This is a genomic window from Sphingopyxis sp. Root154 (assembly GCF_001427105.1).
Taxonomy (GTDB): Bacteria; Pseudomonadota; Alphaproteobacteria; order Sphingomonadales; family Sphingomonadaceae; genus Sphingopyxis.
This window is the reverse complement of sequence record NZ_LMGI01000003.1, coordinates 669,205-691,365: the sequence shown is the minus strand read 5'-3', so window position 1 is coordinate 691,365 and position 22,161 is coordinate 669,205. Positions and strand designations below refer to the sequence as shown.

General features: G+C 64.4%; 28 protein-coding genes. 18 read left to right on the top strand and 10 right to left on the bottom strand.

Translation table 11 applies throughout. The features are described from left to right. The gene (cpaB, locus tag ASD73_RS18800) at positions 1-1,038 is read right to left on the bottom strand and encodes a Flp pilus assembly protein CpaB (protein WP_056374834.1); all 1,038 of its coding nucleotides are present in this window, start codon (positions 1,036-1,038) and stop codon (positions 1-3) included. A gap of 54 nt (positions 1,039-1,092) precedes the next feature. Beyond that, a complete protein-coding gene (locus ASD73_RS18795) occupies positions 1,093-1,575 on the bottom strand; it encodes an A24 family peptidase (protein ID WP_056374832.1) in 483 nt (160 codons plus the stop codon). 96 nt (positions 1,576-1,671) lie between these two features. On the opposite strand from ASD73_RS18795, the gene ASD73_RS18790 reads away from it, so the two are divergent. Both ASD73_RS18790 and ASD73_RS22460 read left to right on the top strand, forming a co-directional pair. Then, the gene (locus ASD73_RS18790; RefSeq protein ID WP_056374829.1) at positions 1,672-2,802 is read left to right on the top strand and encodes an NAD(P)/FAD-dependent oxidoreductase; all 1,131 of its coding nucleotides are present in this window, start codon (positions 1,672-1,674) and stop codon (positions 2,800-2,802) included. 89 nt (positions 2,803-2,891) lie between these two features. Further along, positions 2,892-3,068, top strand: a complete 177-nt coding sequence (locus tag ASD73_RS22460) for a YegP family protein (protein WP_082521682.1) — start codon at positions 2,892-2,894, stop codon at positions 3,066-3,068. Positions 3,069-3,070: 2 nt separating this feature from the next. On the opposite strand, the gene rnhA is transcribed toward ASD73_RS22460, so the two are convergent. Genes rnhA through ispH form a run of 3 tightly spaced genes read right to left on the bottom strand, consistent with a single transcriptional unit; the run spans position 3,071 to position 5,465 of the window. Further along, positions 3,071-3,544, bottom strand: coding sequence for a ribonuclease HI (gene rnhA, locus ASD73_RS18785; protein WP_056374827.1), 474 nt, complete (start codon positions 3,542-3,544; stop codon positions 3,071-3,073). Further along, positions 3,541-4,503, bottom strand: a complete 963-nt coding sequence (gene thrB / locus ASD73_RS18780; RefSeq protein WP_056374825.1) for a homoserine kinase — start codon at positions 4,501-4,503, stop codon at positions 3,541-3,543. The genes rnhA and thrB overlap by 4 nt, the downstream gene beginning before the upstream one ends. Next, entirely contained in the window at positions 4,503-5,465 is a 963-nt protein-coding gene (ispH, locus tag ASD73_RS18775; protein ID WP_056374823.1) for a 4-hydroxy-3-methylbut-2-enyl diphosphate reductase, read from the bottom strand. Before ispH ends, thrB begins: the two co-directional genes overlap by 1 nt. A 194-nt stretch (positions 5,466-5,659) precedes the next feature. On the opposite strand from ispH, the gene ASD73_RS18770 reads away from it, so the two are divergent. From ASD73_RS18770 to tatC, 9 genes are all read left to right on the top strand, one after another. Continuing rightward, a complete protein-coding gene (locus ASD73_RS18770; RefSeq protein ID WP_082521681.1) occupies positions 5,660-6,331 on the top strand; it encodes a hypothetical protein in 672 nt (223 codons plus the stop codon). A 133-nt stretch (positions 6,332-6,464) separates the two neighbouring features. Next, positions 6,465-8,192 carry an arginine--tRNA ligase gene (argS, locus tag ASD73_RS18765; protein ID WP_056374820.1) on the top strand — a complete coding sequence of 576 codons (1,728 nt, stop codon included), beginning with the start codon at positions 6,465-6,467 and terminating at the stop codon, positions 8,190-8,192. After that, positions 8,192-8,962: an SPOR domain-containing protein gene (locus ASD73_RS18760; protein WP_056374818.1), complete on the top strand. Its 771-nt coding sequence runs from the start codon at positions 8,192-8,194 to the stop codon at positions 8,960-8,962. The genes argS and ASD73_RS18760 overlap by 1 nt, the downstream gene beginning before the upstream one ends. A gap of 107 nt (positions 8,963-9,069) precedes the next feature. Then, a complete protein-coding gene (nagZ, locus tag ASD73_RS18755) occupies positions 9,070-10,077 on the top strand; it encodes a beta-N-acetylhexosaminidase (RefSeq protein ID WP_056374817.1) in 1,008 nt (335 codons plus the stop codon). Positions 10,078-10,083: 6 nt separating this feature from the next. Then, positions 10,084-10,857 carry a segregation and condensation protein A gene (locus ASD73_RS18750; protein WP_056374816.1) on the top strand — a complete coding sequence of 258 codons (774 nt, stop codon included), beginning with the start codon at positions 10,084-10,086 and terminating at the stop codon, positions 10,855-10,857. Then, positions 10,854-11,447 carry an SMC-Scp complex subunit ScpB gene (scpB, locus tag ASD73_RS18745; RefSeq protein ID WP_056374815.1) on the top strand — a complete coding sequence of 198 codons (594 nt, stop codon included), beginning with the start codon at positions 10,854-10,856 and terminating at the stop codon, positions 11,445-11,447. The genes ASD73_RS18750 and scpB overlap by 4 nt, the downstream gene beginning before the upstream one ends. A gap of 25 nt (positions 11,448-11,472) precedes the next feature. Then, entirely contained in the window at positions 11,473-11,709 is a 237-nt protein-coding gene (locus ASD73_RS18740; RefSeq protein ID WP_056374813.1) for a twin-arginine translocase TatA/TatE family subunit, read from the top strand. 32 nt (positions 11,710-11,741) lie between these two features. Further along, positions 11,742-12,137, top strand: coding sequence for a Sec-independent protein translocase protein TatB (tatB, locus tag ASD73_RS23470; protein WP_056374811.1), 396 nt, complete (start codon positions 11,742-11,744; stop codon positions 12,135-12,137). Positions 12,138-12,178: 41 nt separating this feature from the next. Beyond that, on the top strand, positions 12,179-12,934 hold the full coding sequence (gene tatC, locus ASD73_RS18730) for a twin-arginine translocase subunit TatC (protein ID WP_056375276.1): 756 nt from the start codon (positions 12,179-12,181) through the stop codon (positions 12,932-12,934). A gap of 22 nt (positions 12,935-12,956) precedes the next feature. Here tatC and ASD73_RS18725 read toward each other — a convergent pair whose 3' ends face one another. After that, entirely contained in the window at positions 12,957-13,085 is a 129-nt protein-coding gene (locus ASD73_RS18725; RefSeq protein ID WP_037515306.1) for an entericidin A/B family lipoprotein, read from the bottom strand. Positions 13,086-13,305: 220 nt separating this feature from the next. Continuing rightward, positions 13,306-14,757 (bottom strand): magnesium transporter, encoded by a 1,452-nt coding sequence (gene mgtE, locus ASD73_RS18720; protein ID WP_200934979.1) that lies wholly within the window; start codon positions 14,755-14,757, stop codon positions 13,306-13,308. Positions 14,758-14,913: 156 nt separating this feature from the next. On the opposite strand from mgtE, the gene ASD73_RS18715 reads away from it, so the two are divergent. Further along, positions 14,914-15,360, top strand: coding sequence for a peptidylprolyl isomerase (locus tag ASD73_RS18715; RefSeq protein ID WP_056374810.1), 447 nt, complete (start codon positions 14,914-14,916; stop codon positions 15,358-15,360). Positions 15,361-15,396: 36 nt separating this feature from the next. On the opposite strand, the gene ASD73_RS18710 is transcribed toward ASD73_RS18715, so the two are convergent. Beyond that, on the bottom strand, positions 15,397-16,533 hold the full coding sequence (locus tag ASD73_RS18710) for an NAD(P)H-dependent flavin oxidoreductase (protein WP_056374808.1): 1,137 nt from the start codon (positions 16,531-16,533) through the stop codon (positions 15,397-15,399). A 95-nt stretch (positions 16,534-16,628) separates the two neighbouring features. Here ASD73_RS18710 and nadC point away from each other — a divergent pair, with 95 nt between their 5' ends. The 3 genes from nadC to ASD73_RS18695 all read left to right on the top strand — a co-directional run bounded on the left by nadC (position 16,629) and on the right by ASD73_RS18695 (position 18,505). After that, positions 16,629-17,477 carry a carboxylating nicotinate-nucleotide diphosphorylase gene (gene nadC, locus ASD73_RS18705; RefSeq protein ID WP_056374806.1) on the top strand — a complete coding sequence of 283 codons (849 nt, stop codon included), beginning with the start codon at positions 16,629-16,631 and terminating at the stop codon, positions 17,475-17,477. After that, a complete protein-coding gene (locus tag ASD73_RS18700) occupies positions 17,464-18,186 on the top strand; it encodes a ribonuclease T2 family protein (RefSeq protein ID WP_056374803.1) in 723 nt (240 codons plus the stop codon). The genes nadC and ASD73_RS18700 overlap by 14 nt, the downstream gene beginning before the upstream one ends. A gap of 94 nt (positions 18,187-18,280) precedes the next feature. Next, the gene (locus ASD73_RS18695; protein WP_056374801.1) at positions 18,281-18,505 is read left to right on the top strand and encodes a hypothetical protein; all 225 of its coding nucleotides are present in this window, start codon (positions 18,281-18,283) and stop codon (positions 18,503-18,505) included. Between the two features lie 6 nt (positions 18,506-18,511). Here ASD73_RS18695 and ASD73_RS18690 read toward each other — a convergent pair whose 3' ends face one another. After that, positions 18,512-19,807 (bottom strand): MFS transporter, encoded by a 1,296-nt coding sequence (locus ASD73_RS18690; protein WP_056374799.1) that lies wholly within the window; start codon positions 19,805-19,807, stop codon positions 18,512-18,514. Between the two features lie 135 nt (positions 19,808-19,942). Here ASD73_RS18690 and pgsA point away from each other — a divergent pair, with 135 nt between their 5' ends. From pgsA to ASD73_RS18675, 3 genes are read left to right on the top strand one after another with little or no spacing between them, the layout of a single operon-like run. Next, the gene (pgsA, locus tag ASD73_RS18685; RefSeq protein WP_056374797.1) at positions 19,943-20,515 is read left to right on the top strand and encodes a CDP-diacylglycerol--glycerol-3-phosphate 3-phosphatidyltransferase; all 573 of its coding nucleotides are present in this window, start codon (positions 19,943-19,945) and stop codon (positions 20,513-20,515) included. Between the two features lie 7 nt (positions 20,516-20,522). Beyond that, positions 20,523-20,780: a molybdopterin converting factor subunit 1 gene (gene moaD / locus ASD73_RS18680; RefSeq protein WP_056374795.1), complete on the top strand. Its 258-nt coding sequence runs from the start codon at positions 20,523-20,525 to the stop codon at positions 20,778-20,780. Beyond that, complete coding sequence (locus ASD73_RS18675) at positions 20,777-21,220, top strand: molybdenum cofactor biosynthesis protein MoaE (protein ID WP_056374794.1); 444 nt, start codon at positions 20,777-20,779, stop codon at positions 21,218-21,220. The genes moaD and ASD73_RS18675 overlap by 4 nt, the downstream gene beginning before the upstream one ends. Here the strand turns inward: ASD73_RS18675 and ASD73_RS18670 are convergent. Then, a complete protein-coding gene (locus ASD73_RS18670) occupies positions 21,217-22,122 on the bottom strand; it encodes a hydrogen peroxide-inducible genes activator (RefSeq protein WP_056374792.1) in 906 nt (301 codons plus the stop codon). The genes ASD73_RS18675 and ASD73_RS18670 overlap by 4 nt on opposite strands. Positions 22,123-22,161 lie beyond the last annotated feature (39 nt).

Below are 22,161 nucleotides of genomic sequence, written 5' to 3'. Positions count from 1 at the left end.
TTACTTACCCCCAACCGGAACTTCGGTCATTTTGTCGCCGCGGGTCACGCGCACGACCGGACCGGTCGGAACGGACACGGCGCCCCCATTTGACGGCATGGAGCCGCCGCCATTCATCGCAGCCTGCGGCGCCCGCGAGGAGTTCACGCGGCCGCGCACCGGGATCCAGAACCGCGACACGTCGCCGCCCGTGGTCACTGTCGAGCGGCTGGCAACCGGACGTGCGGCGGCTTCGGCCAGCATCCTCTTTTCCGCTGCGGAGCCGCCCCTGGCCGGCACATTGATGTCGCCCGATGCGATGGCCGCATCGAGTTCGCCGGCGCTTTCGGCCAGCGGACGCAGTGCGAGCGACAATTTGCCCATGTCCTGCGCGACGGCGATCTTCTCGGCGATTTCGGGCGTGGCTTCGAGCGTTACCGAGCCGAAGGTGCGAACCGGGGTCTTCCCGGTTTCATCCTCGGCATCATAACGCTGGTCGGTCGCCAATATGCGGACATTGCGAACGATCGTCTCGGCCGTGAATATCTGCTTGTCGGGAAAGCTGCTGCCTTCCTCGACCGAGATCGTCTGGGCCAGCACCACATCGACGCGGTCGCCAGGAAAGACGAAACCGGCAACGCCTTGCTCCTGTGACACCTTGACCGTGACGGCACGCATGCCCGGGCCAAGCGCCGCGGCGAGGAAGCCGCGATCGTCGGGATGGACCAGCGCGCCCTGCGTCAGCGGCTGGCCCGCCGTGATCGGATAGCGTACGACGGTGCCGACCAACGTGTTCACGTCGGTCTTGTCCTTCATGAAATAGGCTTTTTCGACCAATTCCTTGGGCCAGGGCTGGAAGCGGAAGCTATCAGGGCCGACGATCGTGCCCACGGGCAACTGCCGCGTCGCGACAAGGATCATCGGTCCGGTAATATCCGGCGCCGCGGCTGCACGCGCTTGCGGAGTTGCTGCCCCGCGCATCATCAGGTTGACCCCGAACGCTGCGCTGATGGCAATGACCAGCGCGCCGACGATCAGCATAATCTTTCGCGTATCCATGACGATTTGTCGCCCTCCTGCACCCACCAGAGACGGTCGTGCTTTTCCCTCAGGTCATCCGATAACCTGAAACTGGTTAAGATATTGTTGGTGAAGCGCCCAAAGGCCCGCAGCCGCGATGGCAACCCCATAGGGAACCTCGACCGGCTTGTCCGAAGGGCGCAATTTCATATGGATAAGCATCACCGCCGACAGGATGCCGCCGCCGATGGCCATGACCGTGAACGTCGGCATGAACAGCGGAAGCGGGATCCAGAGCATCACGGCGCCGATCATTTTGACATCCCCCCCGCCCATTGCGCCGATCGCGAACAGGCCGGCAAAGACGAGAAAGACCGCAAAGGCCGCTCCGAACTGCAGCGGCACATCGGGCCAGAGCGCGAGACCGCTCGTAATCCAGAAGGGGATTGCGAGCAGCGCCATCGTGGCGTTGAGCTCGTTTGAAATGGTGCGCGACCGGACGTCGCTGATTGCCGCGGCAATCATCAGCAAGCCGAGTATGGCCATCAGGCCGAGCGCGATTGTGCCGTTTTCCATCGGCTTTCTCCTACCCAACATGGCTTACCAAAGAGTAACCATGTTGCCGGGGACGCTGCGGCTTGCATTCCGCGGGCCAACCGATATGCGGCGGGCATGACCGACGCGCCGCCTTCCGCCACCGATGTGCTGATTGTCGGCGCCGGGATCGCCGGTGCAAGCCTGGCGGCGGCGCTGGCCCCCTGGCGCCGCGTCCTGCTGGCCGAGGCCGAGGATGCTCCCGGCTATCACGCGACGGGACGGTCAGCCGCCTTCTGGCACGAAAGCTATGGCGGGGTGAGGGTGCAGCCCCTGACCCAGGCGTCGCTGGAGATATTGAACAGCCCGCCCCCCGAATTCTCGGATCATGGCTTCCTGTCGCCGCGCGGCGCATTGACGCTGGGCCAGCGGTCCGAGAGCGCGGCGGTCGACGCCTTCGCCGCCGAGTTCGCGGCGCAGGGTGTCGATGTCACAAGAATGTCGGGCGAGGCGATTGCCCGTATGGTTCCGGGCCTTCGCCCCGAATGGAGCGAAGCCGCCTATGAGGCGGCGTGCCGCGACATTGATGTCGGCGGCCTTCATGCGGCCTATCTTCGCGCGGCCAAGCGCGCCGGCGCGAAACTGGTGACGCGCGCGCCGTTGCGGCGGGCGCGCCGTGTCGGCGACGGCTGGGACGTCGAACTGGGCAGCGGCCGGGTTCGCGCGGCGCTGATCGTCAACGCGGCGGGGGCATGGGCGGACGAGGTTGCGGCGGCGTGCGGCATCGCGCCGGTCGGCATCCAGCCCTATCGCCGCACGGTGATGCAGGTCCGGCTGGGCGTTCCGGTTCCCGCCGACCTCCCGCTCGTCATCCACGTCGGCGGCGAATTCTATTTCAAGGGTCAGAGCGAGGGACGTGTCTGGCTGACACCCCACGACGAGACGCCGACCGCACCCCACGACGCGGCACCGGAGGAACTGGACGTCGCGCTCGCGATCGACCGAATGCAGTCGGTCGTCGACTGGCCGGTCGTTGCGGTCGAACGCAAATGGGCGGGGCTGCGCAGCTTCGCGCCCGATCGCATCCCGGTTTTCGGCGCCGATCGACATGATAGCGCCTTCATCTGGTGCGCAGGGCAGGGCGGCTTCGGCATCCAGACCGCGCCGGCGATCGCCGCCTTGCTTGCGGCCGAGCTGGGCGCCCCGCCGCCCGGCGGCGCCATCGGTCGCGTCGATCCGGGGCCCTTCGCGCCATCGCGCTTCGCGTGAACCATCTGGCTGCTTGCACAGCGAAACGACTGGATTAACATGGGCTTGGCTGTGCCACCCCCGGCATGGCGCGACCTGTGGAGGATGGCATGGCCCATTATTTCGAGATCAAGAATAACAAGGCCGGCGAATTTGTCGCCTATTTCAAATATAATAGCGAACCCATCTTCTGGACCGAAGGCTATAGCAGCAAGGCCGCCGCAAAAAATGCGATCGAGTCGATCCTGAAGAACGGACCCACCGCAGAAGTGCGCGAAACGGAATAGTCTTAGCGCGCGGGTGCCCTGCGCGCCCGCGCGACTTCGAGGGCCGCGTCGCTCGCCAGCTGGTCGGCCAGCTCATTGTCACCGTGGCCCGCATGGCCCTTGACCCATATCCACTCGACCTTGTGCCGCGCGTTTTCCTTGACGAGGCGCTGCCACAGGTCAGCATTGGCCACCGGCTTCTTCGCCGCGGTTTTCCAGCCGTTCTTTTGCCAGCCGAAAATCCATTTGGTGATGCCGTCGCGGACATAGACGCTGTCGGTCGACAATTCGACGTTGCAACTGCGCTTGAGCGCCGCGAGCGCTTCGATCGCGGCCATCAGCTCCATGCGGTTGTTCGTCGTATCGGGCTCGCCGCCCGACAGCTTTTTCACCACGTCGCCCCAGCGCAGCACGGCGCCCCAGCCACCGGGGCCGGGATTGCCCTTGCACGCGCCGTCGGTCGCGACGATCACGGTCTTGCCGGTGGTTTCGCTCATCCGACAGCGAACAGGCTGGCGGCATCGGAGGCGCTATAGCGCTGCAAGCGGGCAAGGAACGGCGACGGATCCTTGCGCGTGACGAGCGCGTCGGCGGGCGTGTGCACCCAGTCGTGCGCGCGCGTGAGAAGAAAGCGCAGCGACGCCCCGCGCGCCAGCAGGGGCAGCGCGGCGACTTCGGCGTCCGACAGCGCGATTTCGCGTGCATAGCCGCGCATCAGCGCTTCCGCCCGCGCAGGGTCGCAATGCTTTCCGTCGGCGGAAAAGGCCCAGGACGCGTGTGTGATGACCAAATCATAGGCGCGGAAGTCGCTCGCGGCGAAATAGAAGTCGATGAGGCCGGTGACCCGGTCGCCGAGCATCAGCACATTGTCGGGAAACAGGTCGGCGTGGATGACATGCGCGGGCAGGTCACTGGGCCAATGGGCATCGAGGTAAGCCAGTTCCTGGTCGACGGTCGACTGAAGTCCCGGCAACACCGCGTCAAGGTCGCCGGTCGCTTCGGCAACGGCGCGCCAATGCGCGTGACCCATGCTGTTCGCGCGCGCACCCGTATAGCCTTCGAGCGCGCGGTGCATCGCGCCGAGCGCGGCGCCCGTCGCTTCGCACTGGGCCGGGGTGGGCTGGGTCAGCGAAATGCCGGCCAGGAACTGGATGACGCACGCCGCGCGGCCCGAGATCTGCTGGATCGCGACGCCGTTCCGGTCGCGGATCATCGCCGGGACCGGACAGTTCTGGCTGGCGAGATGGCCCAGCAGATCGACAAAGAAGGGCAGGTCGCCTTCGCTGACCCGCTTTTCATACAGCGTCAGGATGAAGCGGCCGCCCGTCGTTTCGAGCAGGAAGTTGCTGTTCTCGACGCCCTCGGCAATGCCCTTGCACGACACGACGGTGCCGATGTCGTATCGGGCGACGAGGGTGGCAAGATCGTCGGGCTCGACGTGCGTATAGACCGCCATCAGGCTGCTTCGAGCCCGCGCGGCAGCTTGAACACCATATTCTCTTCGGCGGTGACCACCACCTCTTCGACGACCGGACGGATCGAAGCCACGGCGTCGATCACTTCACGAACCAATGTTTCCGGAGCGCTCGCGCCAGCGGTGATGCCGAGCGTGGCGATATTCTCCAGCCATGCCGGATCGACGTCGGTTCCGCGCTGGACGAGATGCGCGGGCGTTCCGAGCCGTTCGGCCACTTCGACAAGACGCAGGCTGTTCGAACTGTTGGGCGCGCCGATCACGATCATGCGATCGCACTGCCCCGCGATCGCCTTCACAGCATCCTGCCGGTTCGACGTCGCGTAACAAATATCTTCGCCGCGCGGTCCGGTAATCGCCGGAAAACGATGCTGGAGCGCCGTGATAATGTCGCGCGTATCGTCGACCGACAATGTCGTCTGTGTCAGGAACGACAGCATTTCGGGATCGGGCGGCGACAGCGCTGCGACGTCGTCGACCGATTCGACCAGCGTCATCGCGCCCTCGGGCAATTGACCCAGCGTCCCGATGACCTCGGGGTGGCCGGCGTGGCCCACAAAGACAATATGGCGCCCCGTTTCGTGCGCGCGCTCGGCCTGGCGATGCACTTTCGATACCAGCGGGCAGGTGGCGTCGATATAGTCGAGCCCGCGCATTTCGGCTTTCGCCGGCACCGCCTTGGGCACCCCGTGCGCGCTGAACACCACGGGCACGCCATCGGGAACCTGGTCGAGCGATTCGACGAAAATCGCGCCCTGCGCCTTCAGCGAGTCGACGACATAGCGGTTGTGGACGATTTCATGCCGCACATAGACCGGCGCGCCATATTTCTGCAGCGCCAGTTCGACGATGCGGATCGCGCGATCGACCCCGGCGCAGAAACCACGCGGTGCCGCGATCAAAACCTTGAGTTCTGCCGCTTCGCTGCCTTCAGCTTGCGTCATCGGATGGGGAGCGTTCATGATGCGCGCGCTCTAGCGCAGCAAGCCATCCGGGGTAAAGCCGCTTCGTCCCCCCTTACGCATTGTTCTTCTCTTTGTTGCGCCGCGTTCATCGCACCGATAAGAAGCGGCGCGCATGAAGCGGGATCAACTGTCCCGATGCCTGTCAAAGCGCCTGTTTGGAAAGCCCGTTTATCATGATGTCCATTTCGTTTCCGTCCCGTAAGTTTCTGACCGTGCTGTGCGGCACGGCAGCCATGGTGACGGTGGCGGGCTGCGCGAAGGACAATGAAATCGACCTCGCCGGCGGCGTTGGCATCACCTCGACGCGCAGCGCCTGCCCGGCAGTGGCCGTTCCGCTGCACACCGGCGACATCACGCTGTTCGACCCCGCGACGAGCCGCGATGCGCGTGCTGTCGATGTCGTCGCCGCGATCACCAATGTGGTGCCGGTTTGCAACGACGCTGCGGAAAAGGTTTACCAGCTCGCGAGCTTCGACGTGGTCGCGACGCGCCGCGACGCTGGACCCGCTCGCACCGTGACCTTGCCCTATTATGCCACCGTGCTGCAGGGCGGGACCGCGGTCGTCGCCAAGCGGCTGGGCAATGTCGCGGTGACATTTGCCGAGGGGCAGGTGCGCGGCACCGGCCGTGCGCAGGCGTCGGCCTATGTCGATCGCGCCGCGGCGACGCTGCCCGCCGATATCCAGGAACGCATCACCCGCAAACGCAAGGCGGGCGACCAGGACGCCGCGATCGATCCGCTGAGCCAGCCCGAAGTGCGTGCCGCGGTCCAGCGCGCGAGCTTTGAGCTGCTCGTTGGCTTCCAGCTGACGCAGGAACAGCTCGAATATAACGTTCGACGATAGGACCGCGGCGGCGCTACGGTGCCGTTCGCTTAGTTTCGCCCCGCGCGCCGATTGGCGACGCGGGGCTTTTCGCGCCCGCCCAGCTGTTATAGGGCGCGCGCAAGACTTTCCTGATCGAAGATAGGCCAGCCCCGTGACCCTGTTCAGCCGCTTTTCCGACCATATCGGCGCCGCGCTCGATGCGCTTGCCGCCCGCGGTGCCCTGCCGGGCGGCCTCGACCGCGGCGCGATCAGCGTCGAGCCGCCGCGCGATCCCGCGCATGGCGACGTTGCGACCAACGCCGCGATGGTGCTCGCCAAGCCCGCGGGGATGAACCCGCGCGCGCTCGCCGACCTGCTCGTCGCCGAACTCGGAGCGCTCGATGAAGTGACCGAGGCGAGCGTCGCCGGCCCCGGCTTCATCAACTTGCGCCTCGTCGGTGACAGCTGGCGCGACGAACTCGCGCTGATCTTCGGCGAGGGCGGCGACTATGGGCGTTCGACGATGGGGCAGGGACGGCGCGTCAATGTCGAATATGTCTCGGCGAACCCGACCGGCCCGATGCACGTCGGCCATTGCCGCGGCGCGGTCGTCGGCGATGCGCTCGCGGCGCTGCTCGAATATGCGGGGCACAAGGTGATCCGCGAATATTATGTCAACGACGCCGGCGCGCAGGTCGATGTGCTCGCGCGCTCGGTGCATATGCGTTATCGCGAAGCGCTCGGCGAGGACGTCGGCGCGATCCCCGAGGGGCTGTATCCGGGCGACTATCTGATGCCGATCGCGGGCAAGCTCGCCGTCGAATATGGCGACCGCTTCGTCGGCGCCCCCGAAAGCGCGTGGCTCGGCCTGTTCCGTGCCGAGGCGGTCAGCGCGATGATGGACATGATCCGCGCCGACCTCGCCAAGCTCGGCATCCATCACGATCTTTTCTCGTCGGAAGCCGAATTGCAGGCCGAGGGTAAACCCGCCGCCGCCGAAAAATGGCTGCGCGAGCATGATCTGGTCTATGACGGCCAGCTCGAGGCGCCGAAGGGCGAGACGCCCGAGGATTGGGAGCCGGTCGAACTGCCGCTGTTCCGCTCGACGCAGTTCGGCGACGACCAGGATCGTCCGATCAAGAAGTCGGACGGCAGCTGGACCTATTTCGGCGCCGACCTCGCTTATCATTTCCAGAAGAGCCAGAATGCCGACGAACTGATCGACATCTGGGGTGCCGATCACGCCGGGACGGTCAAGCGGATCAAGGCCGCGGTTGCGGCGCTTACCGGCGGCAAGACGCGTTTCGACGTCAAACTGGTGCAGATGGTGCGGCTGCTCAAAAATGGCGAGCCGTTCAAAATGTCGAAGCGTGCGGGCAACTTTGTCACGCTCGCCGATGTTGTCGACGAGGTTGGCAAGGATGCGGTGCGCTTCACGATGCTGACGCGCAAGGCCGACGCGCAGATGGATTTCGACTTCGCCAAGGTCGTCGAGGCGTCGCGCGACAACCCCGTCTGGTATCTGCAATATGCCAATGCCCGAATTTCGCGGCTGCGCAAAAAGGCCGCGGATGCGGGGATCGTGTTGCCTTCACCCGCGCCCGGGCGCCTCAATGCGCATGAATTGGGGCTGGTAAAACTGCTCGCGCAATTCCCGCGGATCGTCGAAGCCGCCGCCTCGGCGCGTGAACCGCACCGGATTGCCTTTTACCTCGCCGACGTCGCCGCGGCGTTCCACGCCTGGTACAATCTCGGCAACGACGACCCGGGTTTGCGCATCGTTCTCGACAATGACCCCGAATTGACCGCGACGCGCCTTTATTTGGCCGACGGAATCGGGCAAGTCATCCGTAACGGGCTGTCCCTGATGGGGGTAGAGGCGCTCGAGGAGATGAACTGATGGCGGGCGACAAGAATGCAGAGCAGGGGGATGCAGGCCTCGGTCTCGAAGACGAGGATCGGCTGCCCTGGCTCGAAGCCGCCGACGGGTTCGAGGAAGATGGAGAGGTTTCGCCCGCGCGCCTGCTCGTGATGGTTCTTGGCGGGCTCTTGCTGATCGGCGTCGTCCTCGGCGGTCTGTGGTGGGTTCAGAACGGCGGCACGCGCAGCGACGGCGAACTGATCGCGGCGCAGGAGGGCGACTATAAGGTCGTGCCCAAGAATGACGGTGCCAAGGCATTCGAGGGGGAAGGCGATGCCAGCTTCTCCGCCAGCGAAGGCGCCGAACCCGCGGGTCGTGTCGATCCGACGCGCATGCCCGAAGAACCCGCGGTAACGCCCCAGGAACGCGAAGCGGCGGTAAAGAAAGTCGCAGCGGACAAGGCGGCCGCAACGAAAGCCGCTGCCACCAAGACGGTGCCGGCGGACAAGGCCAAGCAAGCTGCCGCGCCGGTGAAGACCGCTGACGCTCCAGCCAAAGCCGCGCCTGCGCCGGGTTCTCCGATGATCCAGCTCGGCGCGTTCAGCAGCGACGCCGCGGCGGCGAAGGCATGGACGAACCTGTCGAAGCGCTTCGCCTATCTCGCGGAACTCAACAAATCGGTTTCTCCCGCAAAAGTCGGCGACGGCACCGTTTACCGGCTGCGCGTGTCGGCAGGAACAGCCGCCAATGCCAAGAATTTGTGCGAAAAATTGCGCGTTGCCGGTGAAAATTGCGTCGTCGTTCGCTGATTCGGCCCGCTTGGCCGCAGACTCCGTTGGTGCAATCGTGCCGCTATGGCATGGTTACAGCTTGGTCATCGCTTGAGGGGGCGGCGATCGATGGAGTTTGATGGACGATGATACCGGCAATTTTTGGCCTGTCGGGCCTGACCCTCACCGACGACGAGCGCGCCTTCTTTCGCGACAGCGATCCCGCGGGCTATATCCTGTTCGGCCGCAACATCGAAAACCGCGAACAGCTGCGGAGGCTGACCGATGAGCTGCGCGATCTCGACGGGCGTACCAATTTGCCGATCCTGATCGATCAGGAAGGCGGGCGCGTTGCGCGCATGCGGTCGCCCGAATGGCCACTTTTTCCGAGCGGTGCGGCGTTCGATGCGCTGTACGACCGTGCGCCCGCGAGCGCGATCGAGGCCGCGCGGCTGAACGCGATGGCGCTAGCCGCCATGCTGTCCGAGGTCGGCATCACCGTCGACTGTCTGCCGCTGCTCGATGTGCGTCAGCCGGGCGCGAGCGACGTCATCGGCGACCGCGCGCTCGGCAGCGAGCCGATGCGCGTTGCCGCGCTCGGCCGCGCGATCCTGGGCGGCCTGCAGGCCGGCGGCGTCGTTGGCATCGTCAAACATATCCCGGGCCATGGCCGCGCGCTGCTAGATACGCATGAAGCCTTGCCGACCGTCGCCGCCCCCGACCGCGATCTTCAGACCGATCTCGCGCCCTTTGCGGCGCTCCGCGATGCGGCGATGGCGATGACCTGCCACGTCATCTTCGAAGCGTGGGATCCCGACCGGCCCGCAACGCTGTCGCCGATCGTCATCGACAGCGTCATCCGCCAGCGGATCGGCTTTCACGGCCTGCTGATGACCGACGATCTCGACATGAAGGCCCTGTCGGGCGACGTGCCGTCGCGCGCCGCCGACGCCATTGCCGCCGGGTGCGACATCGCGCTCAATTGCTGGGCGAAGATGGACGACATGGTTGGCATCGCCAACGCGCTCGACCCGATCAGCACTGTGTCGCGCGCGCGCCTCGAAGGCGCGATGGACCGGATTTCGGGTGACAGCGACGCGCGCGCGTTCGCGACGCTCGTCGACCAGCGCGACGCGCTGCTGGCAACGGCCTGATCGTCGATGGAAGAACTGCCGCTCGATTTTGAAATCGTACCGGCAGCGCCCGAGCGCGACGATGCCTTGCAGCTTTCGTTCGAAAGCTGGGAAGGCCCGCTCGATCTTTTGCTTACGCTCGCGCGCAGCCAGAAGGTCGATCTCAAGCAGATTTCGATCCTTGGGCTGGTCGAGCAATATCTGACCTTTATCGCCGAGGCGCGCGAACTGAAGCTGGAGGTCGCGGCCGATTATCTCGTGATGGCGGCATGGCTCGCCTATCTTAAATCGGCGCTGCTGCTGCCCAAGGACCCGCTCGAGGATCCGTCGCCCGACGAACTGGCGCTGCGCCTGCAATTGCGTCTGCAACGGCTCGCGGCGATGCGCGAGGTCGCGGCGCGGCTGCTCGCGCGCGACCGCGTCGGCCGCGACGTCTTCCTGCGTGCGAAGCCCGAGGGACTGCGCGACATCAAGGTGCGGCGCTGGGACGCCAGCCTTTACGATCTTCTTTCGGCATATGGCCAGGTCAAGCTGCGCTCCGAGCCTGTCGTCCATATGGTGTCGCGGCGCCCGGTGATCACGCTCGACGCCGCGCTGCATCATCTCCAGCGAATGCTCGGCGTAAAGCTCGACTGGGCCGAGTTGGCCGATTTCCTGCCGCCCGATTATGACGGCCCGCTGCGCCGCTCGGCGATCGCGTCGAGTTTTGTTGCCGCGCTCGAGTTGGCGCGGCAGGGCCGCGTTGACCTGAAACAGGATGGCGCGTTCGAACCTCTTTATCTGAAGGCATCCGGGGCATGATCGACGATCTCGAACGCGCGATAGAAGCCATGCTGTTCGCCAGCGACGCGCCGCTGGACGCGCGTCAGGTTGCGGGGCGGCTGGGCGACGAGATGACGCCGGGCGAGGTTCGCACGATCATCCAGACGATCGCCGCTCGCCATGCGGGAAGCGGGATCGAACTCGTCGAACGCGGCGGGCACTGGCATTTCCAGACGCCCGCCGATCTGGCGCACCTGCTTCGCCGCGAACGCGACGATCCGCGCAAGCTGTCGCGCGCGGCGGCTGAAGTGCTCGCTATCGTCGCCTATCATGAGCCCGTCAGCCGCGCGGAAATCGAGGCTATCCGCGGCGTTCAGACATCGAAGGGCACGCTCGACGTGCTGATGGAGGCCGAATGGGTCGCGCCCGCTGGACGGCGCGAGGTGCCTGGGCGGCCGCTGATTTACAAGACGACCGACGCGTTCCTGCAACATTTCGGCCTCACGAGCCGCAAGGACCTGCCGGGAATCGAGGATTTGCGTGCGGCGGGTCTGCTCGACCCGGTCGATCTCGCTTTCGAGGAAGCGATGGGCGATCTGGACCTAGTAAAAGACGGCGAGGAAGCCTAGATAGCGGCCTCAAGGAGAATTTGAGATGGGTAGCTTCAGCATCTGGCACTGGCTCGTGGTCGGGATTCTCGTCCTGCTGCTGTTCGGCAAGGGCCGTTTTTCGGACATGATGGGCGACGTCGCCAAGGGTATCAAAAGCTTCAAGAAGGGCATGTCGGAAGACGACGCGCCGACGACGCCCGCACCCAAGCATATCGAGGGCCAGCGCGCGCCCGATGTCACCCCGGTTTCGACCCCGACTGCCGAGCACGACAAGCTCTGATCGCCGTCTGCCTGCGGGGAAAGTTTTAGGTCATGTTTGACGTCGCGCCGACCGAGTTGCTGCTCGTCGTGTTGGTGGCCTTGGTGGTTATCGGCCCCAAGGATCTGCCCAAGGCGATGCGCTTTGTCGGCAAATGGATGGCGAAAGCGCGCGGCATGGCGCGCCATTTCCGCTCCGGGCTCGACACGATGATGCGCGAAGCCGAACTAGAAGAACTCGAAAAGCAGTGGCGCGAACAGAATGACGCGATCATGCGCGAATTCCCGCGCATCGACGATGTGAACGCATCGCCGGCAACACCTTCGAATGCAGCATCGACAGAACCGGCGACGACCGAACCCGTGACAGAAGCAGGGATTGACGAGGCCGCGGCGGCCAACCCGCCCGAAACGCACGCGATCCCGCCAAAGGACGGCCCGCTGCCGTGACCGAAGAGATAGCCACAGATGAGGATGGTGCCGGCGGCAAGATGCCGCTGCTCGATCATCTGATCGAACTGCGTTCGCGCTTGCTGAAATCCCTGCTGGCGATCGGCCTCGCCTTTGGCATATGCCTTTATTATGCCAAGCCGATTTTCGGCATTCTCGTCCAGCCGCTCGTCCGTGCGGGGCAGGGGAAGCTGATCTATACCCAGCTGTTCGAGGCGTTTTTCGTCGAGATCAAGGTCGCGCTGTTCGCGGCGATGATGATCGCCTTTCCGGTGATCGCGAACCAACTGTGGAAGTTCGTCGCGCCGGGCCTGTTCAAGCAGGAGAAGCGCGCTCTGCTGCCTTTCCTGCTCGCCACCCCGATTCTTTTCGCGATCGGCGCCAGCTTCGCCTATTTCATCACCATCCCGATCGCACTCAAATTCCTGCTCGGATACCAAGGCAATGTCGGCGGTATCACGCAAGAAGCGCTTCCCTCGGTCGGCAATTATCTTAGCTTCACGATGCAGTTCATCATGGCGTTCGGCATCGCCTTCCTGCTGCCGATCCTGCTCATGCTGATCGAGCGGTCGGGGCTGGTGACGCGCGAGCAACTGGTTTCGGCGCGGCGCTATATGATCGTCGCCGCCTTTGCGATCGCCGCGGTGTTCACGCCGCCCGATATCCTGAGCCAGCTGTTGCTCGCGGTGCCGCTTGTGTTCCTGTACGAAATGTCTTTGCTCGCGATCTGGTTCACCCAGCGCCGACGCAAAACAGGCGCCGAAGAGGCGCCTGTCGAGCCTCTCGAAGAGGCTTAGGGTAAGTTAGTCTCAGTCCTGATTAGTCGATGGCATCGCTGCCAGCTTGACCGACAGATTCGATGTCGCGACCGGCACCCTTTACCGTGTTGCAGCCAGCGACAAGAAAGCTTGCCATCAGGGCGAGAAGGATTGCGCGGTAACTCGTCATATTTCTACCTCTCAGGATTTGTTGCAAAATGGCCCGGCACGCTTCGAGGGGGGGGAGGGAATGCGGGCCGGGCCAATGTTGCTGAGCAGCGCTGCGGGGGGGCGATGACCGCTGCTCGAATGGGAAACGACCAAAGTGGCGGATAAGTTCCGAAAAAAAATTGCGACAATTAATTTTTTTTCGGAGCTTTTTGAATCGCTTGAATTTCAGTAACTTGCCCTCAGAGTGTGGTCAATCCGCTGAGCACCGCGAGGCCCAGGAAGGCCAAAAATCCCATGGAATCGGTCGTCATCGTGACGAAAATCGAACTCGCGACGGCGGGGTCCTGGTCGAGCCGATCGAGTAGCAGCGGGATCGCCACCCCGGCCACGCCTGCCACAAATATGTTCACTACCATGGCCGCCGCGATAACAGCGCCAAGCTGAGGATTGCCGAACCATAGCGCGGTCGCCGTTCCCGCGATCAGCGCTATCGTGCCGCCGTTGAGCAGGGCGATCTTCATTTCGCGCCAGATCGCGCGCCAGCTGTTGGAATCGGTGAGCTGGTTCATCGCGAGCGCGCGCACGGTTACCGCCAGCGTCTGCGTTCCCGCGTTGCCGCCGACACCCGCCACGATCGGCATCAGCGCCGCGAGCGCGACCATATGCTCGATCGCGCCGCCGAACATTGCGACGATTGACGAGGCGACGAGCGCGGTGCCGAGATTGGCGATCAGCCAGCGCACTCGCGCGCTGTATGTCTCACGGATCGGTTCGTTGATGTCGCCGTCGCCGGCACCCGACAGGCGCAATATGTCTTCGCCGGCCTCTTCCTGGATGATGTGGACGACGTCATCGACCGTGATCATGCCGACGAGCCGTCCGCCCTTGTCGACCACTGCGGCAGAGATCAGCGCATATTTCTGAAAGCGCAGCGCGACCTCTTCCTGGTCCATGTCGACCGGGATTAGCGTCTGCTCGCGTTTCATCACGTCGCTGATCGCGATATCGCGCGGCGTGCGGAGAATCCAGCTAAGCTGGCACGTACCGACCGGGCGGTGTCGCGGGTCGACGACGTAAATTTCCCAGAAATCGCTGGTGAGGTCGGTATCTTCGCGCAGCCGATCGATGACGTCACCGACGGTCACATGCTCGGGCACCGCGACCAGATCGCGCTGCATCAGGCGCCCGGCGGATTCCTCGGGGAAGGAGAGGGCGTCCTCGATCGCGGCGCGATCTTCGGGTTCCATCGCCTGGAGAACGGCCTGCTGCTCGTCCTCCTCCATATCCTCGATGATCGCGACGGCGTCGTCGGTATCGAGTTCGGCGGCGAGTTCGGCCACTTGCTCGGGAGCGAGGAGATCGATCAGTTCCTCGCGAACATAATCGTTCATTTCCGCCAGCACATCGGCGGACAGCATGTCGCCGAGGACGGCGGCGAGCATCGGCCGCTCGTCGGCGCGCGCGAGTTCGAACAGGTCGGCGATATCGGCGGGGTGCAGGCGGCCGATGCGTTCGCGCGCCGCTTCGCCTTCGCCGGCTTCGGCCAGCTCGATGACGTCGCGCACGAATTCGGGCTTCAGCCGGTCGTCTTCGTCGAGTTCGGTGTCGGTTTCGCGTGCCAGCTGTTCGCGGTCGCGGTCGTCGGTGATGACAACATCTTCCGGCGGCAGGGATTCTTCGCGTTTGTCCATCGCGCGGTCCTCCCTGACAGTTGCGGCGTTCGAGCTTTCCCCTAGTGCTGCGGCCCGCGGATAGCAACGCCGCGAACGCCCTTTCGCGATTTAATGCGTGGCTTTGGCCACCGCCCCGGCTATGGGACCGCCAACATAGACCACAGGAGCTCTACCATGTCCGACACTCTCACCCTTTCGCTGTCGACCGGCGATGTTGTCATCCGCCTTCGCCCCGACCTTGCTCCGCAGCATGTCGAGCGCATTACCGGCCTCGCGAGCGAAGGTTTCTACGACGATGTCGTGTTCCACCGCGTGATCCCCGGCTTCATGGCGCAGGGCGGCGACCCGACGGGCACCGGCATGGGCGGCAGCGAGCTTCCCGACCTGCCGCAGGAATTCAGCAGCGAACCGCATGTCCGCGGCGTGTGCTCGATGGCACGCGCGCAGAACCCGAACAGCGCGAACAGCCAGTTCTTCATCTGCTTCGACGACGCGCGCTTCCTCGACAAGCAATACACCGTCTGGGGCGAAGTGATCGAAGGCATGGAAAATGTCGACGCTCTGCCGAAGGGCGAGCCGCCGCGCGAGCCCGGCAAGATTGTCAAGGCTACTGTCAGCTGATTTAGGAAAATCCCCGCTTCGGCGGGGATTTTTTGCCTAGTCACCGATAAAACCGTTGAGCCGCTCACACGCGGCGACCCAGTCTCGCTTGAACTCCTGCACGACCTGCCCGGCGCCCATCGCTTCGTTCATCAGGCCGACGCCCTGACCGACCCAATAGGTCGCAAGTGCCTTGGCGCCTTCATGGCCGCCCTCGGACAATTTATCGACCTTGCGCAGTGCGGGTTCGCTGACCAGCGACTGAAGCGGCATCGGCAGCGGTTTCGGCGCGCCTTCGGCCTCCCATGCGTCGGTCCATGGCGAGCGGAGCTGGCGCGACGGTTTGCCGGTACGGCTCTTCGAGCGCACGGTGTCGCGCGACGACGCCGCGAGCATCTTTTCTTTTACGACCGGATTGGTTTCGGCCTCGGCGGTGGTGAGCCACACCGATCCCGTCCAGGCGCCGTGCGCGCCCATCGCCATCGCTGCCGCCATCTGGCGCCCGGTGACGATACCGCCCGCGGCGAGGATCGGCGTGTTCGCGCCGACGGCTTCGACCGCAGCTGCGACCTCGGGCACGAGCACCATCGTTGCGACTTCGCCGCAATGTCCGCCGGCTTCGCCCCCCGCGACGACGAGGATATCGACCCCGGCGCGGACCTGTGTCAGCGCATGATCGCGCGTCCCGACGAGCGCCGCGACGGGCACGCCGTGGCGCTTGCCGAGTTCCAACATCAACGGCGGGGGCACGCCGAGCGCGTTGGCGATCAGCGCGATCGGGTGGCGGAACGCGACCTCGAGCAATTTTGCGGCGCCGTCCTCATGCATATTGTCGCCGAAGCTCCGCCGACCCCCCATCGCCTCGGACAAGCCAGCTGGATCGACACCATGTTTTTCAAGCAGGCCGACGGCAAAGTTCAGATGCGTCTCGGGCACTTTCGCGATGGCGGAGGACCGCGCCTCACCCTTTCCGACGAAACTGTTGGGGACGATAAGGTCGACGCCATAAGGGCGCCCGCCAATATGCTCGTCGATCCACGCGAGCTCTTCCTCAAGCCGCTCGGGGGGCAGCGCTGCGGCGCCAAATACGCCCATGCCCCCGGCCTTTGACACGGCAACGACGACGTCGCGGCAATGCGAAAAGGCGAGCAGCGGAAATTCGATGTCGAGCATCGCGCAGATCGGGGATTGCATGGGGACCTCTCCATTTGTCTATTTGCACCCATGTCAGCGCCAGTTGACGTAAACGTCAAGTTGATTTGCTGGGCGGGCTGATTATCGCAGGGTCCATGACCCAATTTTCCTTGCCCGATTTCGACCTCGATGCCTTCGTCCGCGCCACGCTGGCCGAGGATCTGGGGGCGGGAGGCGATATTACCTCGATGGCGACCATACCCGCCGACGCGCGTTTCGGCGGGGTGATGGACAGCCGCGATGCGATCACCGTCGCCGGACTGCCGATCGCCGAGCGGTTCTTTCGGGCGCTCGAACCCGGCATGGAAATCGAGATATTGGCCAAGGAAGGTGCGCAGGTCGAATCGGGAAGCGACCTGATGCGCCTGTCGGGCAATGCGCGCGCGATGCTGACAGCCGAACGGTCGGCGCTCAACACCGTCCAGCATCTGTCGGGCATCGCGACGATGACGCGGCAATATGTCGACGCGCTCGCCGGGACCGGCGCGACCTTGCTCGATACGCGCAAGACGATCCCGGGCCTGCGCGTGCTGGAGAAATATGCGACGCGCATGGGCGGGGCGACCAACCATCGCATGGGCTTGTGGGACGCCGCGATGATCAAGGACAATCATGTAGCGGTTGCGGGAACGGTTGAGGAAGCCGTGCACCGCGCGGTCAAAGCGGGAATCGCGGACATCATCGTCGAGGTCGATCGCGTCGCGCAGGTCGGACCCGCGCTGAGCGCCGGGGCGACGCATCTGTTGCTCGACAATATGACGCTCGACGAGCTTCGCGAATGCGTGGCGCTGGTCGGCGGCAAGGTGCCGACCGAGGCGTCGGGCGGGGTACGGCTCGATACGATCCGGGCGATCGCCGAAACCGGCGTGACCTATGTGTCGGTCGGGCGGCTGACCCAATCGGCGCCGGCAGCGGACGTCGGGCTCGATTTTGCGCTGGCTTAGCGCCGCTGCGCTGGCGTTAATGCCGGTCGCGGCGCAGGCGCAGACGCAATCGCTAGCTTGCTCGCCGCCCGACCGGATTCCGGTGCCGCGCCTTGAACAGCCCAAGCGCGGCGAAGCCGCCCGCAATCCAGCGATCACCGGTTATCTGTTAGCCATGAGCTGGTCGCCGCAGCATTGCGCCGATGTACGCAATCCGCGCGATGCGCGCGACCGCTTTCAATGTTCGGGCGAGAATGGCCGTTTCGGCTGGGTGCTGCACGGACTGTGGCCCGAAACGGATAACCCGGGTTATCCGCAATGGTGCCGCCCGGCGAAGATCGTACCGCAGCCGGTGCTGAAAAAGCATATGTGCATGACCCCGTCGGCACAGCTGCTCCAGCACGAATGGGCGAAACACGGCACCTGCATGAGCCCGAACCCTGCGGCCTATTTTCGCTCGGCCGAAATCCTTTTCCGCGCCGTCCGCTTTCCCGACATGAAGGCGCTCGCCGCCAAGCCGCAAACCGCAGCCAGCATTCGCCGCGCCTTTTCCGCGGTCAATCCGGGGGTGGCCGCGCCGATGATCGCCGTGTCGGTCGACCGGCAGGGATGGCTCGACGAGGTGCGACTGTGCCTGGGGCCGCGCATGAAGCCGACAAGGTGCAAGCCGTTTCAGGCGGGGGCGAAAGACGGTCGCCAGATCCGGGTTAGACCGATGCCCGCGCGTTAAGGCGAATCCGGGAAAGCGTGCCAGTGCGGGACGGCGCCGCGTTAACTCTCTTTTAACCTTATCGACTCGTTAACATGGTCCTAGCTTCGCCAGCATGGACTCGGACGATCAAATCGACATTCGCAGCCGCGTTCGCGATCATGGCAAGCGGCAGCTGGTCATCGCGCGGCTCAGCGCGCCGGCCGACTGGCAGGGCGAGTTGCGAGCCGCGCTGGCGGCTCATCGCCAGCCCGTCACAATCTTTTCGGCCAATGATTTCCGCTTGTTTCTTCAGAGCTTCGCGATCTTCTTTACCGCGACGATGATGTTTCTGCTCTGAATTCGATCAATCGCAGGCGCGGTGCAGCTTCTGCGCGAGCCACGCCGACACCAGGCACATCGCAGCGCTCATCAGCAACTGGTCGACGACGCCGACGCCGGCGAAGCCCAAGCCCATCGCGAGCAGCGATCCCGCGACCATCGCGCCCGAATTGACGATATTGTTCGCGGCGACGGTGCGTGCGGTCTGGTCCTTGGGTACGGTGGTCGTGAGGAAGGCATAGAGCGGCACGACGAACATGCCCCCGCTGATCGCAATGCCGAGCAGGCTGAGCAGCAGCGGAATGACGTCGGCGTGGTCCAGGAAGCCCGATATGCCGTACATCACGCCCGACGGATCATGCTCCCAGTTGCGGCAGACCCAATAGAAGGCGACGACGAACAGGCCCATGACAATGACGCTGGCGGGGCTGTATCGCGCCGATACCTTCCCCTTCAGCAACCGGTTCACCGCGACCGAGCCGATCGCGATACCGATCGAGAAGATTGCGAGGAAAAGGCTGGCGACGCTTTTGTCGGCGTGCAGGATATTCTTCACCAGAGGCGGGAACTGGATGAACAGCACGGCGCCGATCGTCCAGAAAAAGCTGATCGACAGGATCGCCAGATAGAGCCTCGGGATGTGCATCGTGCCGCGAACGAGCGTGATCGACGAGCGGACGATATGCCAGTCGATGCCCGTTTCTTCATGTTCGGGCGGGGCGGGCGGCACCTTTCGACCGGTCCAATAGCCGATCGCGGCGACGAGGACGACGCCGAGCGCGGCCCATTCGACGTCGATGATCCCGGCGAGGATCGTGCCGGCGAGAATCGCGATATAGGTTCCCGCCTCGACGAGCCCGGTCCCCGCGAGAACTTCGTCGCTTTTCAGATGCTGCGGCAGGATCGCATATTTGATCGGGCCGAAGAAGGTCGAATGGATGCCCATCGCGAACAGCGCGAGCATCATCAGCGGGATCGCGATCAGGTGGACCGCGAAACCCAGCCAGGCGAGCACCAGCCCGGTGCCGCCGACGAGCATGATCAATATCTCGCAGAATTTGACGATGCGGATGATCCGCGCCTTGTCGCGCGTGTCTGCGAGTTGTCCGGCGAGCGCCGAGAGCAGGAAGAATGGCAGGATGAACAGGCCGGTCGCTACCGCGCTGAACAATGTTTCGGACGCTTCGTCGTTGAACACGCCATAAACGACGAACAGCACCATCGCGTTCTTGAACAGATTGTCGTTGAAGGCGCCGAGGAGCTGCGTGACAAAGAGCGGAAGGAACCTGCGTTGTTTCAGCAGCGCAAAGGAACCGGTCATTGAATATCCATTTTTACAGCCCGACATGTCAACACCGGCCGCCGCCTCAGGCAATTCGGTTGTCGCCGGGGGGGCTTATCGGTTAGGGCATTCGGGGTCAAAGCCCATTTTGGAACGGACACGCCGACAGCGAACATGCTCAGCCTTCCTAACATCCTGACATTATCGCGTATCCTGGCGGTGCCGATCCTGCTGTTCCTGCTGTGGCCCGGAGTGGTCGAAGGGTCGCACCAGCCGAAGCCGATCGACTATGCGCTCGCCTTTGGCCTGTACTGCCTGATGGGCATTACCGATTATTTTGACGGCTATGTTGCACGCTCGCGCGGAATCGTGTCGCGGCTGGGGGCATTTCTCGACCCGATCGCCGACAAGATCATGATCGCGGCCGTTATCCTGCTGCTGGTCTTCACCCGCGACATCGCCGGCTATCATGTCATCGCCGCGCTGATGATCCTGCTGCGCGAAATCATCGTATCGGGCCTCCGCGAATTCCTCGCGACGCTGCAGGTGTCGATGCCGGTGACGCAGCTCGCCAAATGGAAGACGACGTTTCAGCTCGTCGCGTTCGGCGCGCTGATCCTGGCGGGGGCGTTGCCTGAAATGGCGTGGATCAAGACCGTCGGGCTTGCCTCGTTGTGGGGCGCCGCGGTGCTGACGCTGATTACCGGCTGGGACTATCTGCGCGTCGGCCTGAAGCATATGGATTGAACGTCGGGTGACACTCGAGATCGCCTATTTCGCCTGGGTGCGCGAACGCATGGGAGTCGCCGACGAGACGGTCGATGTCCCGGCGAACGTCACGCATGTGGGCGCGCTGATCGCGTGGCTTGCGGCGCGTGATGCGCGCGGACAGGTCGCTTTTGCCGAACCGCAGCGTATCCGTGCCGCAATCGACGGCGTGATGATGGGCCTCGACGCGCCACTTACCGGGGCACGCGAGGTCGCGCTGTTTCCGCCGGTGACCGGCGGATGATTCGCGTCGCGGTCCAGCCCGCGGCGATCGACATCGCCACCGAACTCGACCTGCACGATGCGGGCGGGCATGGCGCAAGCGCCAGCTTCATCGGGCGGGTGCGCGGTGACGGCGACCTGACCGAGCTGTTCCTCGATCATCATCCCGCGATGACCGCGGCGGGGCTCGCCGATCTGGCGCATGCCGCGGCCGATCGCTGGCAGCTTTCGGCGCTGACCCTGATCCACCGCGTCGGCGCGATGGTGCCGGGCGAGACGATCGTGTTTGTCCTCACCAGCAGCCCGCACCGCGCCGAGGCGCTCGCGGCATGCGAGTTCCTGATCGACCGGCTGAAAACCGACGTCATGCTGTGGAAGCGCGAGACCTTTGCCGACGGGCGGGTTCGCTGGGTCGAACCGCGCGAGGGCGATGGGACGCGCGCGGATCGCTGGAACGCCTAATCGGCCTGATGCTTTCGGAAGATGTCTGCGAGCATCCGGAACTCGTCGGCGCGGGGGCTGCCCTTGCGCCATACCAGCGCGATCGTACGCCAGTCATGATCCGAATCGAGCGGGCGGGTGTCGATGTCGGTGTGATCGAGAATACCTGCCTCGATCGCCATCTGCGGCAGCATTGTGATGCCGAGGCCGTTATCGACCATCTGCACCAGCGTGTGCAACGAGGTCCCCATCATCCGCGCGCCGGCGCGCAGTTCGGGCCGGTTGCATGCCGCGAGGACATGGTCTTTCAGGCAGTGCCCGTCCTCGAGCATCAGCATCTGTGACGGATCGATCTGGTCGGCGCTGACCATCGCGGGCAGATCCTCCGACTGGTCGCCCGGAAAGGCGACGAACAAGGCATCGTCGAACAGATTTTCGGCTTCGACGTCGCCGCAGGCATAGGGGAGCGCGAGCAGCACGCAATCGACGGTGCCGTGGTGCAGCGATTCGCACGCCTGCGCGCTCGGTTCCTCGCGCAGGAAAAGTTTGAGCGACGGGCGTTCCTTGCGCAGCCGCGGCAAAAGCCCTGGGAGGAGGAAGGGGGCGATCGTCGGAATGACGCTCATGCGCAGTTCGCCGACCAGCGGCGCGGCTGCGGCGGCGGCCATGTCGGCGAGTTCCTCGGCCTCGCGCAGTACGCGGTGTGCCTTTTCGACGATCGCGTTGCCGAGCCCGGTGAAGCGGACGACGCGGCGGGTGCGTTCGACGAGCGTCTGGCCGAGCAGCGTTTCGAGTTCGCGAATCCCTGCCGACAGCGTGGACTGGGTGACGTTGCAGCCGTCGGCGGCGCGGCCGAAATGGCCGTGCTCGTGCAGCGCGACGAGATATTGCATCTGCTTCAGCGAGGGGAGGTAATTGTGCATTGATCGGATATAGCAATTATTGAGGCGATTTTGAACAAG

Bases quoted from the DNA above. Each gene is read 5' to 3' on its own strand.
- scpB (WP_056374815.1), top strand. From the start codon at position 10,854: ATGATCGACGATCTCGAACGCGCGATAGAAGCCATGCTGTTCGCCAGC.
- thrB (WP_056374825.1), bottom strand. From the start codon at position 4,503: ATGGCGGTCTATACGCACGTCGAGCCCGACGATCTTGCCACCCTCGTC.
- ASD73_RS18770 (WP_082521681.1), top strand. From the start codon at position 5,660: ATGATGTCCATTTCGTTTCCGTCCCGTAAGTTTCTGACCGTGCTGTGC.
- ASD73_RS18795 (WP_056374832.1), bottom strand. From the start codon at position 1,575: ATGGAAAACGGCACAATCGCGCTCGGCCTGATGGCCATACTCGGCTTG.
- ispH (WP_056374823.1), bottom strand. From the start codon at position 5,465: ATGACGCAAGCTGAAGGCAGCGAAGCGGCAGAACTCAAGGTTTTGATC.
- ASD73_RS18750 (WP_056374816.1), top strand. From the start codon at position 10,084: ATGGAAGAACTGCCGCTCGATTTTGAAATCGTACCGGCAGCGCCCGAG.
- ASD73_RS18740 (WP_056374813.1), top strand. From the start codon at position 11,473: ATGGGTAGCTTCAGCATCTGGCACTGGCTCGTGGTCGGGATTCTCGTC.
- rnhA (WP_056374827.1), bottom strand. From the start codon at position 3,544: ATGAGCGAAACCACCGGCAAGACCGTGATCGTCGCGACCGACGGCGCG.
- ASD73_RS22460 (WP_082521682.1), top strand. From the start codon at position 2,892: ATGGCCCATTATTTCGAGATCAAGAATAACAAGGCCGGCGAATTTGTC.
- ASD73_RS18675 (WP_056374794.1), top strand. From the start codon at position 20,777: ATGATTCGCGTCGCGGTCCAGCCCGCGGCGATCGACATCGCCACCGAA.
- ASD73_RS18760 (WP_056374818.1), top strand. From the start codon at position 8,192: ATGGCGGGCGACAAGAATGCAGAGCAGGGGGATGCAGGCCTCGGTCTC.
- tatC (WP_056375276.1), top strand. From the start codon at position 12,179: ATGCCGCTGCTCGATCATCTGATCGAACTGCGTTCGCGCTTGCTGAAA.
- tatB (WP_056374811.1), top strand. From the start codon at position 11,742: ATGTTTGACGTCGCGCCGACCGAGTTGCTGCTCGTCGTGTTGGTGGCC.
- nagZ (WP_056374817.1), top strand. From the start codon at position 9,070: ATGATACCGGCAATTTTTGGCCTGTCGGGCCTGACCCTCACCGACGAC.
- ASD73_RS18690 (WP_056374799.1), bottom strand. From the start codon at position 19,807: ATGACCGGTTCCTTTGCGCTGCTGAAACAACGCAGGTTCCTTCCGCTC.
- ASD73_RS18790 (WP_056374829.1), top strand. From the start codon at position 1,672: ATGACCGACGCGCCGCCTTCCGCCACCGATGTGCTGATTGTCGGCGCC.
- pgsA (WP_056374797.1), top strand. From the start codon at position 19,943: ATGCTCAGCCTTCCTAACATCCTGACATTATCGCGTATCCTGGCGGTG.
- nadC (WP_056374806.1), top strand. From the start codon at position 16,629: ATGACCCAATTTTCCTTGCCCGATTTCGACCTCGATGCCTTCGTCCGC.
- ASD73_RS18715 (WP_056374810.1), top strand. From the start codon at position 14,914: ATGTCCGACACTCTCACCCTTTCGCTGTCGACCGGCGATGTTGTCATC.
- cpaB (WP_056374834.1), bottom strand. From the start codon at position 1,038: ATGGATACGCGAAAGATTATGCTGATCGTCGGCGCGCTGGTCATTGCC.
- ASD73_RS18695 (WP_056374801.1), top strand. From the start codon at position 18,281: ATGGACTCGGACGATCAAATCGACATTCGCAGCCGCGTTCGCGATCAT.
- ASD73_RS18725 (WP_037515306.1), bottom strand. From the start codon at position 13,085: ATGACGAGTTACCGCGCAATCCTTCTCGCCCTGATGGCAAGCTTTCTT.
- mgtE (WP_200934979.1), bottom strand. From the start codon at position 14,757: ATGGACAAACGCGAAGAATCCCTGCCGCCGGAAGATGTTGTCATCACC.
- ASD73_RS18710 (WP_056374808.1), bottom strand. From the start codon at position 16,533: ATGCAATCCCCGATCTGCGCGATGCTCGACATCGAATTTCCGCTGCTC.
- ASD73_RS18670 (WP_056374792.1), bottom strand. From the start codon at position 22,122: ATGCACAATTACCTCCCCTCGCTGAAGCAGATGCAATATCTCGTCGCG.